General features: G+C 65.7%; 13 protein-coding genes. 8 read left to right on the top strand and 5 right to left on the bottom strand.

The genetic code is table 11. From position 1 onward, the window contains the following. Positions 1 to 16 precede the first annotated feature (16 nt). Positions 17 to 868: a phosphonate ABC transporter ATP-binding protein gene (phnC, locus tag ACIGJC_RS22050; RefSeq protein WP_483714313.1), complete on the bottom strand. Its 852-nt coding sequence runs from the start codon at positions 866 to 868 to the stop codon at positions 17 to 19. Positions 869 to 1,031: 163 nt separating this feature from the next. On the opposite strand from phnC, the gene ACIGJC_RS22055 reads away from it, so the two are divergent. The 5 genes from ACIGJC_RS22055 to ACIGJC_RS22075 all read left to right on the top strand — a co-directional run bounded on the left by ACIGJC_RS22055 (position 1,032) and on the right by ACIGJC_RS22075 (position 5,104). Continuing rightward, the gene (locus ACIGJC_RS22055; protein ID WP_483714314.1) at positions 1,032 to 1,280 is read left to right on the top strand and encodes a CDP-diacylglycerol pyrophosphatase; all 249 of its coding nucleotides are present in this window, start codon (positions 1,032 to 1,034) and stop codon (positions 1,278 to 1,280) included. A 99-nt stretch (positions 1,281 to 1,379) separates the two neighbouring features. Further along, entirely contained in the window at positions 1,380 to 2,204 is an 825-nt protein-coding gene (locus ACIGJC_RS22060) for a CDP-diacylglycerol diphosphatase (RefSeq protein ID WP_483714315.1), read from the top strand. 146 nt (positions 2,205 to 2,350) lie between these two features. Next, positions 2,351 to 2,662: a hypothetical protein gene (locus tag ACIGJC_RS22065; protein WP_483714317.1), complete on the top strand. Its 312-nt coding sequence runs from the start codon at positions 2,351 to 2,353 to the stop codon at positions 2,660 to 2,662. Positions 2,663 to 2,754: 92 nt separating this feature from the next. Beyond that, positions 2,755 to 3,432, top strand: coding sequence for an alpha/beta hydrolase (locus tag ACIGJC_RS22070; RefSeq protein ID WP_483714318.1), 678 nt, complete (start codon positions 2,755 to 2,757; stop codon positions 3,430 to 3,432). Between the two features lie 49 nt (positions 3,433 to 3,481). After that, complete coding sequence (locus tag ACIGJC_RS22075) at positions 3,482 to 5,104, top strand: AAA family ATPase (RefSeq protein WP_483714320.1); 1,623 nt, start codon at positions 3,482 to 3,484, stop codon at positions 5,102 to 5,104. A 30-nt stretch (positions 5,105 to 5,134) separates the two neighbouring features. Here the strand turns inward: ACIGJC_RS22075 and ACIGJC_RS22080 are convergent, their stop codons facing one another. After that, a complete protein-coding gene (locus ACIGJC_RS22080) occupies positions 5,135 to 5,353 on the bottom strand; it encodes a hypothetical protein (RefSeq protein WP_483714321.1) in 219 nt (72 codons plus the stop codon). Between the two features lie 390 nt (positions 5,354 to 5,743). Between ACIGJC_RS22080 and ACIGJC_RS22085 the strand changes: the two genes are divergently transcribed. Continuing rightward, positions 5,744 to 7,417, top strand: a complete 1,674-nt coding sequence (locus ACIGJC_RS22085; protein WP_483714322.1) for a RecQ family ATP-dependent DNA helicase — start codon at positions 5,744 to 5,746, stop codon at positions 7,415 to 7,417. Next, positions 7,410 to 8,723 (top strand): Nramp family divalent metal transporter, encoded by a 1,314-nt coding sequence (locus ACIGJC_RS22090; RefSeq protein WP_483714323.1) that lies wholly within the window; start codon positions 7,410 to 7,412, stop codon positions 8,721 to 8,723. The genes ACIGJC_RS22085 and ACIGJC_RS22090 overlap by 8 nt, the downstream gene beginning before the upstream one ends. Positions 8,724 to 8,772: 49 nt before the next feature. Here ACIGJC_RS22090 and msrA read toward each other — a convergent pair whose 3' ends face one another. Further along, the gene (gene msrA / locus ACIGJC_RS22095; protein ID WP_483714324.1) at positions 8,773 to 9,279 is read right to left on the bottom strand and encodes a peptide-methionine (S)-S-oxide reductase MsrA; all 507 of its coding nucleotides are present in this window, start codon (positions 9,277 to 9,279) and stop codon (positions 8,773 to 8,775) included. A gap of 105 nt (positions 9,280 to 9,384) precedes the next feature. Beyond that, positions 9,385 to 10,257 (bottom strand): LysR family transcriptional regulator, encoded by an 873-nt coding sequence (locus ACIGJC_RS22100; protein ID WP_483714325.1) that lies wholly within the window; start codon positions 10,255 to 10,257, stop codon positions 9,385 to 9,387. Positions 10,258 to 10,402: 145 nt separating this feature from the next. Here ACIGJC_RS22100 and ACIGJC_RS22105 point away from each other — a divergent pair, with 145 nt between their 5' ends. Further along, complete coding sequence (locus ACIGJC_RS22105) at positions 10,403 to 10,837, top strand: VOC family protein (protein WP_483714326.1); 435 nt, start codon at positions 10,403 to 10,405, stop codon at positions 10,835 to 10,837. Positions 10,838 to 10,857: 20 nt separating this feature from the next. Here the strand turns inward: ACIGJC_RS22105 and ACIGJC_RS22110 are convergent, their stop codons facing one another. Further along, complete coding sequence (locus ACIGJC_RS22110; protein ID WP_483714327.1) at positions 10,858 to 11,781, bottom strand: LysR family transcriptional regulator; 924 nt, start codon at positions 11,779 to 11,781, stop codon at positions 10,858 to 10,860. Between the last annotated feature and the right edge of the window lie 4 nt (positions 11,782 to 11,785).

Here is an 11,785-nt window from a genome sequence, read left to right on the forward strand (position 1 = left end):
CGACGCGCGACCGCCGTCAGGCCGTCGCGAGATTCATGGGCGCCAGCACGGGCGCCGCAACGGGAAAGCTTTCCGGCTCGCGGTCCAGGGTGTCGTGCAGCAGTTCTTCCGCCTCGGTGCCGTACAGATCGCGCAGCATGTCAGGCGTGAGCGCGGCGGACGGGCCGTCGTAGACGACCTTGCCATGGCGCAGCGCGACCACGCGCGGGCAATAGCGCATGGCCACGTCGACCTGGTGCAGCGACACCACCACGGCCACCTGGCGCGTGCGGTTGATCTGCGACAGCAACGACATCACGCGGCGCGACGATTCCGGGTCCAGCGAGGCGATCGGCTCGTCGGCCAGGATCACGCGGGCGTTCTGCACCAGCGTGCGGGCGATGGCGGCGCGCTGCTGCTGGCCACCCGAAAGCGTCGAGGCCCGCTGGAACGCATAGTCGTCTATACCAACCTGGGCGAGCGCATCGAGGCCTGCCTGGATTTCGTCGGCCCGGAACAGGCGCAACAGGCTGCGCCACTTCGGCAGGCGCGAGAGCATGCCGACCAGCACATTGGTCATGACCGGCAAGCGCCCGACCAGGTTGAACTGCTGAAACACAAAACCGATTTCCGAGCGCACGCTGCGTACGTTGCGCGCGAGACGTCCCTGGCTCTGGACGGTGCGGCCGTTCACGAGGATCTCGCCGCAGCGCGCATCGCCGGTAACAAAGCCGGCGATGTGGCGCAGCAGCGTAGATTTGCCGGAGCCCGAAGCGCCCAGCAGTGCGACCATTTCGCCGGGCGCGACATGCAGCGTGACATCGTCAAGCGCCTTGCGGTCGGCGCGGAACGACTTGGTCAGGCCGCGCACTTCGATGGCATGCATCATCTGACTCCCTTGCTTGAATGACGTGCGCATTCTGGCTGCCAGCCATGACAGAACGATGACGAATGTCAGGGCTGCCGCAAGGAAAGGGAGAGAAAACGTGTAGTTGAATTTCATCACGCAACAGTCATAATCGCTTTACAGAATCCTCTTCAATCGGGCTTCGATGCAATCGCTGATGCGCGTGACGATTCGTATGATTACCGTGCCGGGCACTCCCGGACAGGCAGCCCTGCACAGGGCTGCGGTTTACCCGACGTCGGAAGACGGCGCGGACCCGCTGATGGTGAGCGACTGGAGCCAGCGCGAACCTGAGGTCTTCCTCGCTGCCCAAACATGGGCGCGAAGCCGCGCCTTCATCATTTCCAATCCGCGCAGCGGCTCTTTCTACGGCGGCCGATACGGGCGCTACTAGCCGTTAGCGCAGGCGCCCTGCTGGCGCCGCCTGGTCATGGTGCCGTCACCGCATGGTGCTATTCAGGCTGCATGCCGTTGCCATGCGATGATTGCCGCCATGCCTGCATTGCCCCCCGAACCGAAGCGCGACTCCCGTCGTCCGTGGCTGCGCCGCGGCATGGCCGGAGCCGCATTGATCGCGCTTTCCACGCTTGCGCTGACCGCGCAATGCCGCCAGGAAGACCTGTGGCTGCCGGGCATGACGCGCGACAGCCTGTGGCAACACGTGCAGGAACGCTGCCTGATGCCGGAACGAGATCGACATGCCGACTGCGCCGTGGTTGACCGCGAACGCGGTCTGGTGCTCTATAAGGACGCCATCGGCCCCAGCCATTACCTTGTGATCCCGGACCATAGGGTGACAGGCGTGGACGATCCGAAGCTGTGGGACGATGACAAGGCCCAGAACCAGTGGGCGTTCGGCTGGGAAGCGCGCAACATCGTCAGCCAGGCCATCGGCAAGCCCGTACCCGACAACCTGGTCGGCCTGGCGGTGAACTCCCGCGCATCGCGCAGCCAGGACCAGCTTCACATCCATCTCGACTGCATCAGCGAGGCCGCGCGCGCGTTTGTTGCCGAGAACGCAGCTAAAGCCGGCGAAGGCTGGGGCGAGTTCCGCTTCCAGGGCAAGCCGGTGCGTGCCATGCTGATCCCGTCATCCGACCACACGCTGCGCTTCAATGCCTTCGAGGCGGTCCGGTCGAGCCTTCGCGAGCCGGCACGCATCGCGGACCGCGGGGTATTCGTCACGTATGTGCCGCGGCGCGATGGCCCGTCCGGCTTCCTGGTGGTGGATCAGCCCGTCGACGGCGCATCGGGCAGCACCGGCCATGCCAGCGATTTCCTGGATCGTGCGTGCCGGCTCGGCCGGACACCGCAATGATGGCGGCAGGGCTGTTCGCTTGCATGTGCCGCCAAGGTCAGACATCGGGATAGTATCGGGTCAAATCCTGCAGAAAAAGGGCCGCGACCCCGGCGCCTTTGTCCTACGCTGGTGAGCATCTCGTCCCGAGAAACTGCGGGGATTTCATGGCGACATCATCACAATTCATCCAGTGCTACGCCCATGCGCCGGAGTCCGCGCCGGATGCCTGGCACTGGAATTGCCCGATTTGCGTCGGCCGCTTCTGCGCCGGGGCCACGCATGCGGTGCGCCGTGGCGTCAGCTTCGCGCTGTATTGCCACCACCACGAACGGCTCCTGATGGCGCGACCGATGCCCGGTGACCAGATCGAACTGAGCCTGACCGGGCCCTTGCCCGAAAGCGCGGCCATCGAAGCGGTGGCCGCGGCCAACGCCGACGGCCAGCGCGTCGTTTATCAGCAAGATCTCACGCATTGATGGCGCCCCCGGCAACTGCCACCAAAGGTCGCCTTGCGCACAACATGGTGATATATTACATATCACCATGTAATCCTTGCTTGGTTTGCGCCATGTTCGATCCTTCGCTGCTCGGCCGGATGGCCTTTACGCACGCCAGTCCGTCGGACCTGCCATTGCCGCCGGGGCGCCATCGCCTTGGCATCGCCGGCGAACGCGACGCCGTCCTGTACGTGCCCGAAGGCATCCAGGTGGATGCGCCGGTGCCGCTGTGGATCATGTTCCACGGTGCGGGCGGGTTTCCGGAGAAGGTGCTGCCATTTATCGAACCCCATGCGGATGCGCACAAGTTCCTCATCCTCGCGCCGCATTCGACCTTTCCCACGTGGGACATCGTGATTGGCGGCAACGGTCCCGACCTGCAGCAACTGCATCACGCACTGGCGGCGGTCGGGGCGCGTTACCCGATCCGTCGCGACCGGCTCGCGTTTGCCGGTTTTTCTGACGGAGCGAGCTACGCGCTCTCGATCGGCATTACCAATGGCGATATCGCCAGCCACATGATCGCCTTTTCGGGCGGCTTCATGTCCGTGTTCATGCAGGAGGGCACGCCAAGGGTCTTCATCGCGCATGGATCGGGCGACGAGCAATTGCCCGTGCAGACCAGCGGACGCACCCATGCCACCAGGCTGAAGGCGGCCGGCTACGAGGTCGAATATGTCGAGTTCGACGGCCCGCATGCCATCCAGCCGGCCGTGGTCGGCGAGGCCATCCGCTTCTTCCTGGCATAGCGCACCGTTGCGCGGCCCGGGGGGGTACGACGCTAACGGAGCGCAACCCATGAACTTCGAAATCCCGCAGTCCCTGATCCATCCGCTGCTCGCAATGATCGAGGCCGAATCGCCACTAGCGCGGCAGCTCAGGGAGCACGGCCTCTGCCACGGCAACATGCTGGTGTCGGCGCGCCTGTTCGATGCACAGTCGCTGAGTTCGCTCTATACACTGAGCAAGGCGCAGAACGAGCGCGAACTGCTGTTCCAGATGCTGGCGCTCGACAACATCTACAACGCACCGCAGGCGCGCACCATACCGGGTCTGGAGATGCTGGTGGCCGGGCTGGTCGCCTATCTGTCGCGCGATGCCATCGATGGGTGGCTGTACCAGCGCGGCCGCGATGGCGTGCTGCTGCCGTGGCTGGTCCTGCGCATCCGCCATGTGGAGCCGGAGCAAGGCATGCCGTATGTCGCCATCGACCTGCTGGCAAACACAATGCAGTCCGCCAACTCGGCCCTGACCGATCCGACCCTCCGGAGAGGGGGCATGACGACTTCGATCGTCATCACGCGCGACGAGATCGTCGACCGCACCATTCCCGAATTGCTCGCGGACTTCGGCTTCTTCAAGGAGTGCGCGGAGTTCCGGCAGGAGTACGCGTTGCACGCCCAGCGCTTCTTGCGCTACCAGCGCCGCTTTGGCGCGCAGTTCATCGCGACGGGAGCCGCCTTCACCGTCGAGGGCAAGGGCAACGTCGCGCTGGCGCGCCTTGGCGACGGCGCGGCAGCACGCTGCATCAACGACGAGGAACGGCTCGAACGCCGTTTCGAAGTGGTCTGCGATGCCGAGTTCTGGCGCAGGGCCGGCGTCCCCAGCGGCTTCGAGAAAGTGCCGCTGCACGGCTACGTCCACCTGTTCCACCTGGAGTGGCACCAGAACGTCTGGGTGCATGTCCAGCACCTGACCGAATACCGCTACCGGCCCGAACTGCGCGACAAGCTGGTGCTGCCGGATCACCATCGCGACCTGATCGATATCCTGACCTCGCACATGGACGTGCTGGTTCAGGACTTCGTGCCCGGCAAGTCGGGCGGTACGACCATCCTCTGCCAGGGAGCGCCCGGACTTGGCAAGACACTGACCGCGGAGGTGTATGCGGAAGTCGTAGGCAAGCCGCTGTATCGCGTGCATTCGGGGCAGCTCGGCACGACCGCGGCCTCGGTGGGCGCATCGCTCATGGAAATCCTGCGCCGTGCCATGCGCTGGAATGCGGTGCTCCTGCTCGACGAGGCCGATGTCTATATCCGCCGGCGCGACAATGACCTGGAGCACAACGCCATCGTCGCGGAATTCCTGCGCACGCTGGAGTATTTCAGCGGCCTGCTGTTCATGACCACGAACCGCACCGGCGATGTCGACGACGCCATCCTGTCGCGCTGCATCGCCACGATCCACTACGAGACCCCGAGCCGGGACGATGCTGCGCGCCTGTGGCGCCTGCAGGCCGAGCAGTGCGGCGCGGCTCCGTCCGATGCACTGGTGGAGGCCCTGACCGCTGCCTATCCAAACGCGAGCGGACGCGACATCAAGGAACTGATGAAACTCGCGACGCGCTACGTCAAGGCGAAGCAGATCGCGCTGACTGAAGACGTGTTCCGGCTCTGCGCGCAGTTCCGCGCGATTGAGTAGCCGGGCCGGGCAGTGGCGTGGCCAGGCTCATTACGCCGCGACGGGGGCAATGGGGACCGTGGCGGATTCGAGCGAGGACGGGTCAGGGAAATCAGGCGCAGGTTGCGCCGGCGCAGCGCGCCTGTCGACGACGCTTTCCAGTCCGCTTGAGGCGACATCCTCCATAAATGCGACGATATCGCGGTAGTAAGCCGCCTGCATCTGCGCATTGAGCAGGCGGCGCTCCGACTGGAACAGGGTGAGGCGCATCTGCTGCAGTTCCTTCGCGGCGACCTTTTCCGGACTGGCTCGATGAAATACTGAACGCACGATCTCTTCTCCAGTTTTTTCGTTGTGCGGAGATGCGTGCGCGTGTATCCGTGCTGTGGAAAAGTGATTCGCGCAGGCCTCCCAGGGAAATCAGGCTAGTGAAATTCCCCACAAATTGAAATGGTCGCGGGATGTTCGTAATCCGCGCATTGCAGACAGTCCGAACGGCGCGGCTGGCGCGGAAATGTAAGTTCGGGACAGAACGGACGCAAAAAGGGTGCCTTTCCAACGGGCGCACCATGGTCCGCCGGAATCCCTGCAAGGGACGCAAGCCAATGCACGAGCGGCACGGATATTGCTGGCTCAGGGAGATGCTTTCCTCCGACGCCCATGCCACAGACGTTGCCGCGCGCCCTGATGCAGATCCTGCACGACCGCTTTGGCGTGACGCACCTGCGTCCCGGGCAGGCCGACGTCCTTGCCAGTGTGCTGCAGGGCCACGATACGATCGCCATCATGCCGACCGGCAGCGGTAAGTCTCTGTGTTTCCAGTTGCCTGCGCTGTTGCAGCAAGGACTCACCGTGGTCGTTTCACCGCTCATTGCATTGATGCAGGACCAGGCAGGCAAGCTGGATCGCCTGGATCTGCCGCCCGCGGTGGTCAACAGTGCCGTAGGGGATGCCGCGCTGGACAGCCTCGCAAGAGGGCGCGAGCGCATCTTGCTGACGACGCCGGAGCAACTCGAGGACAAGGCCGTCATGGAAGCCGTGCGCCGCAACGACGTCCGCTTGTTCGTGGTGGATGAAGCGCACTGCATCTCGCAATGGGGACACGATTTTCGAACGGCTTATCTTGGGCTGGGCGATGCCGCCATGGCATTGTCGCGACCGACCATCCTGGCGCTTACCGCCACGGCGACAGACGCCGTCGTCAAGGACATCGCCACCCACCTGCGCATGCGCAAGCCCCGCATCGTGCGAGCGCCGCTGTTCCGGCCAAACCTGATCTATTCGGTCGAGCATGTGTCCGGAGAGTCCGAACGGCTGGAGGCCGTACTGCGACAGGTAGCGGCGGGGCGGGGCGCGGGCATCGTCTACACCGCCACCGTCGCGCTGGCGGAGCAGCTTTACGGCGACCTGCAGCAAGCAGGAAAAAGCGTGGCGCTCTATCATGGCCGCCGCACGGCCGCCCAGCGCCGCGAGGCACAGCAGGCGTTCATGGCGGGGCGCGCGGACGTGATGGTCGCGACTAACGCCTTCGGCATGGGCATCGACAAACCCGACGTGCGTTTCATCGTCCATGCGCAGTGTCCGGGTAGCCTCGATGCCTATTACCAGGAGTCCGGGAGAGCCGGGCGCGACGGCGGGACCGCGCGCTGTACGCTGGTTTTCGACGAGAAGGACAAGCGCATCCACCATTTCTTCCTGGCCAACCGCTATCCGGCGGCCTCCGACCTGCGGCAAATGGCCACCGCCTTGCGGGGCACTCCCATGGCCCTGCCGGCAATGCGGACGGCGCTGCCGCAGATTGGCGCCCGCCGATTGCAGGCGGGCATGAGAATGCTGGCGGACTTCGGCGTCGTGAAGCGTGGCCGCGACGGTCGGTTCTCGTTGCGCGACGGCCAGGCCGGGGACATCGAGAACATCGCCGCGCGCTACGACGCGCGCAGCCGCGAAGACCGCGAGACGCTGCAGGCCATGCTCGACTATGCGCATAGCGGGCGTTGTCGCTGGAAGCTGCTGCTGGAGTACTACGACGAAACCGAAGGGCCCGAGCGCTGCGGCACCTGCGATAGTTGCCGGCGCCTCGCAGAGGCCACGGCGCATCAGATCAACGTCGGTCAGGCGGTGCCGACCGGCACGACGCCGGCCCCGTTCGCCGAGGGCGACGAGGTGCGCGCGCGGCGCTTCGGTGCGGGCACGGTGGTCGCCGTGTCGGCGGAGTGGGTGGAAGTGCGCTTTCCCGATGACGGCGTGCGCCGCTTCCTGCCGCGGTATCTGCGTCGTGCGGGCCAGCGCCGTGGCACGGCGAGCGTTGCTAACCGGGGAGCCGATCGTGGATAAGTCCGACACAGGCGTGGTTGCCGAAGCAGGGGCCGCAGCCGGAACAAAACCCGACGGCAACGTACCCTGGTACAAGCTCATGGGGCCGGGCCTGGTGACCGGCGCGGCTGACGATGATCCCAGCGGCATCGTTACCTACGCCCAGGCCGGCGCGCAGTTCGGCAATGGCTTGCTCTGGAGCGTGCTGTTGACGCTCCCGCTGATGATCGCCATACAGTTGGTCTGCGCCAGGCTGGGCCGCATTTCCGGGCGGGGCGTCGTGGCCAATATTCGCCGCCATCAGTCCCGACCGCTCGCGTACGGCTTCGTGGTGTTGCTGGTCGTTGCCAACACGCTCAATGTCGGCGCGGACCTGGCGGCCATGGGCGACGCCCTGGCGCTTGTGGCGGGCGGCTCGCGCTGGCTCTACACGGTGGTCTTCGCAGCGGTGTCCCTGGGTCTGCAACTGTTCGTCCCGTACCGGAAGTACGCGAACTATCTCCGATGGCTCAGTCTCTCGCTGCTGGTGTATGTCGCAGCGATGTTCCTGCTCCACATCGACTGGCGCGAAGCCGCCCTGGCAGCGGTATGGCCGCGCTTCGAGTTCTCCGGCAGTTATTTGGCCATAGTCGTTGCCGTGCTGGGCACCACCATCAGCCCCTATCTGTTCGTTTGGCAAGCCGCCAGCGAAGTCGAGGAGATAGGGATGGATGGTGCCGCGTTGCCGCTTCACGATGCGCCCGAGCAGGCCAGCGAGCAGTTCCGTCGCATCAACGTGGACACCATCGCGGGCATGGTCGTGTCCGCGGCCATCGCGCTTTGCATCATGATCACCGCTTCGTATGCCTTGCATCAGGCCGGCGTCCTGGACATCGACAGTTCGGCAGCCGCGGCAAAGGCGCTGGAGCCGGTAGCCGGAAAGTGGGCGGTGCTGCTGTTCAGCCTGGGCATTATCGGAACCGGCCTGCTCGCCGTCCCCGTCCTGGCCGGATCCGTCGGCTATGCGGCCGCCGAGGCGCTGCGCTGGCGACGCAGCCTGGAAGAGAAGCCGCTATCGGCCAGGAGTTTCTACGCGGTGATCGCCATCACGATGCTCATCGGCACCACGCTGTGCTGGTTGCCCATTGAGCCCGCGAAAATGCTGGTGTGGAGTGCGGTCCTGAACGGTGTCGCCGCGGCGCCCGCCATGGTGATGCTTCAGCTGATGTCACGACACAAGGCCGTAGTGGGAGAGTTCCGTACGCCGGTGCTGGTGCATTCGCTCGCGTGGCTCGCCACCGCGCTGATGTGGGCTTCACTGCTGGTGAGCGTGGTGATTGCCTTTTGAGCGGGAGCGGCGGCCCCCTGAAGGCGCGCCGCCCCGGACTGCCGTGCCGTCAGCCGCGCTTGGGAAGCTTCCAGCCGGGCCGGATGAAATGGCAGGTGTAGCCGTTGGGATAACGCTCCAGATAGTCCTGGTGTTCCGGCTCGGCTTCCCAGAACGGGCCCGCGGGCACGACCTCGGTCACAACCTTGCCGGGCCACAGTCCGGACGCATCGACATCGGCAATCGTGTCTTGCGCCACCTGTTTCTGCGCATCGTCGCGATAGAAGATGGCAGACCGATAGCTCGTGCCGATGTCATTGCCCTGGCGGTTCTTCGTGGTCGGATCGTGGATCTGGAAGAAGAACTCCAGGATCTGGCGATAGCTGATCTGCATGGGATCGAAGACGATCTCGATGGCTTCCGCGTGGGTGCCGTGGTGACGGTAGGTGGCGTTCGGCACGTCGCCGCCGGTGTAGCCCACGCGCGTCGCGAGTATGCCCGGATACCGCCGCAGCAGGTCTTGCATGCCCCAGAAGCAGCCGCCTGCCAGGATGGCGATTTCGGATTGTGTGGTCATGGTTGGGTCCTTTGATTCGGTTGCGTTGCCCGCACGCGCCAGGTCGTTCCCCCGGTCGGGCTTGCGCAGAGGTTCTATTCTGGCGGTAGCCGGACAGTAACGCTATCAGGTCAGTGCCCGCGCGGCTTCGGCAATGCGCTCCGCGAGCCGGCTGGCGACGGGCTGGCGGCTGTGCGGCGCGCGCTCGACCAGGCCGACCTCCCGATAAAACGTGTCCGCACCCAGCGGCAGCGCCACGACGCCCGGCGGCCATGGTGCCGCGGCAAACGTGCGCGGGGACAGCCCCACACCCAGCCCGCGCGCCACGAGTTGCACGATACCTTCCAGTTCGTCGAGTTCGACCGCTTCCTGCACCACCACGCGCTGCTGGCGCAGGAACTGGTCGACCAGCCGGCCGCCGAACGAGCCGCGGTCGTAGCGGATGAACGGCGCCGACTGGATGGCGTCGCGCCAGTCGCAGTGGGCCATGGCCGGCGGCACCAGCAGCTCGAACGGCTCGCGCAGCAACGGGCTCCAGTCCAGTTCTGCCGGCAGCGCATAGGGCGGCCGGATCAGCACCGCGATATCGATGTCGCCGGCATCGACCTGGCCCAGCAGGCTCAGCGAGACGCCCGGCACCATGCGCACGCGGCACCCCGGCAGTTCGGCACGAAAGCGGGCGATGGCATCGGGCAGGAAAGTCACTTGCGCCGACGCAATGGCGCCGATGCGCACCATGCCGCCTTGCGCATCGGGTCCCCGGTGGCCGATCCGTTCATACAGCGCGACCAGTTCCTCGGCGAGTCCGAGCGTGTCCCGGCCGGCGGCATTGAGCCGGGCGGAGCGCCCGGTGCGATCGAACAGCGGAAAACCCAATTCCTCTTCCAGCCGGTGGATCTGCGCGCTGACCGCCGATTGGGTCAGCCCGATCCGTGCGCCAGCGCCGGCAAAGGTGCCGTGCCGGGCGACCGCGATAAAGGTGCGTAGTTCTCGCAGCATGCTGATTGATCGATTTTGATGTGGCTCAGCGTGAAAATATATCGCTTTTCATCATCATTCGTCATGCATAGACTTGTGCTCTGTGGGCGCCGGCCCGGCCTGGGCCAGCCGCCTTCCAACGTTTTCATCCTTGAGCCCCCGAACCGTGAGCGCCACCACTGCCGTCATTCCCCCGTTCCACCTGGCCTTCCCGGTCCACGATCTTGCCAGCGCGCGCGAGTTCTATGGCGCCTTGCTAGGCTGCCCCGAAGGCCGCAGTTCGGACGCGTGGATCGACTTCAACTTCTATGGCCACCAGATCGTGGCGCACCTGTCGCCCGAGGAATGCGGCCACCATGGCACCAGTGCCGTGGACGGCCACGCCGTGCCCGTACGCCATTTCGGCGCCGTGCTGTCGATGGAAGCCTGGCAAGCCGCGGCGGACCGGCTTGCCGCGGCCGGCGTGAAATTCGTCATCGAGCCGCATATCCGCTTCAAGGGCGAGGTCGGCGAGCAGGCCACCATGTTCTTCCTGGATCCGTCGGGCAACGCGCTGGAGCTGAAGGCGTTTGCCGACATGTCCTCGCTGTTCGCGAAGTAAGCCGGCCGCGCGGGGCGCACTCAGGCGGCGAGGGCGGCCTCCTCCACCAGCCGGTCACGCACGAAGCCGAGGAAGGCCCGCACGCCATCGGGCAAGGTCCGCCCGGCCAGGGACTGCAGTTCAATCGCACGGCTTCTCATGCCGCGTTCACGGATCGTCGCGGCGTGCAGTTCGCCGCGGCGCAGTCGGTCGCCCACCGTCACCCCGCCCGAAATCGACAGCCCGCCGCCGTGCAGCACGAAGCTGGTCAGGGTCTCGAACTGGTTGCTCACCAGCACCGGCTCGAAGGCGATGCCGCGTTCGCCGCAGGCAATGTCGAAGAGCTGGCGCACGGTGTTGTCGCCTTCCGGCAGCGCCAGCGGATACGGCTGCATCTGCGCCAGCGTGAGGCTTCGAAACCGCGCCAGCGGATGATCGGGCCGCATGATGGCAATCACCGGCGCCGCCTGGCGGTGTTCGACCCGGATCCCTTGCTCGGCGGCCCGGCTGTACGTAATGCCGATATCCGCGTCGCCATGCAGCACGATGCCCGTGACCTCCGCCGGCGGGGCCACGCGCACATGGAAGTGCAAGCCCGGATAGCGCTCGCGGAAGTCGGCAATGGCGCGCGGCAGGAACTCGATGGCGAATCCCGCCGAACTGGCCACCCGCACGCGCCCGCGTCGCAACCCCTGCAGCGCGGCGATCTCCGTCACTACCCGATCGGCCTCCAGCGCATTGCGCAGCGCATAGGCGGCCAGCAACTCGCCGGCGGCGCTGGCCACCATGCCGCGCGGACGGCGCTCGAACAGCGGCACGCCCAGCAAGGCTTCCATGGCCGCCACCTGGCGGCTCACCGCGGACACGGTGACGTTGAGCCGGTGCGCCGCGTCGGTCAGCGAACCGGTGCGGACGACTTCCAGGAAATAGCGCAGCGAGGTGTCCTGCAGGCGGTGCGAGAGCATCGGT

The organism is Cupriavidus sp. C3SS-1, assembly GCF_057073755.1.

Coding starts and splice junctions, on each gene's coding strand:
- phnC (WP_483714313.1), bottom strand. CDS start 868: ATGATGCATGCCATCGAAGTGCGCGGCCTGACCAAGTCGTTCCGCGCC.
- ACIGJC_RS22055 (WP_483714314.1), top strand. CDS start 1,032: ATGCAATCGCTGATGCGCGTGACGATTCGTATGATTACCGTGCCGGGC.
- ACIGJC_RS22060 (WP_483714315.1), top strand. CDS start 1,380: ATGCCTGCATTGCCCCCCGAACCGAAGCGCGACTCCCGTCGTCCGTGG.
- ACIGJC_RS22065 (WP_483714317.1), top strand. CDS start 2,351: ATGGCGACATCATCACAATTCATCCAGTGCTACGCCCATGCGCCGGAG.
- ACIGJC_RS22070 (WP_483714318.1), top strand. CDS start 2,755: ATGTTCGATCCTTCGCTGCTCGGCCGGATGGCCTTTACGCACGCCAGT.
- ACIGJC_RS22075 (WP_483714320.1), top strand. CDS start 3,482: ATGAACTTCGAAATCCCGCAGTCCCTGATCCATCCGCTGCTCGCAATG.
- ACIGJC_RS22080 (WP_483714321.1), bottom strand. CDS start 5,353: ATGCGCCTCACCCTGTTCCAGTCGGAGCGCCGCCTGCTCAATGCGCAG.
- ACIGJC_RS22085 (WP_483714322.1), top strand. CDS start 5,744: ATGCCACAGACGTTGCCGCGCGCCCTGATGCAGATCCTGCACGACCGC.
- msrA (WP_483714324.1), bottom strand. CDS start 9,279: ATGACCACACAATCCGAAATCGCCATCCTGGCAGGCGGCTGCTTCTGG.
- ACIGJC_RS22100 (WP_483714325.1), bottom strand. CDS start 10,257: ATGCTGCGAGAACTACGCACCTTTATCGCGGTCGCCCGGCACGGCACC.
- ACIGJC_RS22110 (WP_483714327.1), bottom strand. CDS start 11,781: ATGCTCTCGCACCGCCTGCAGGACACCTCGCTGCGCTATTTCCTGGAA.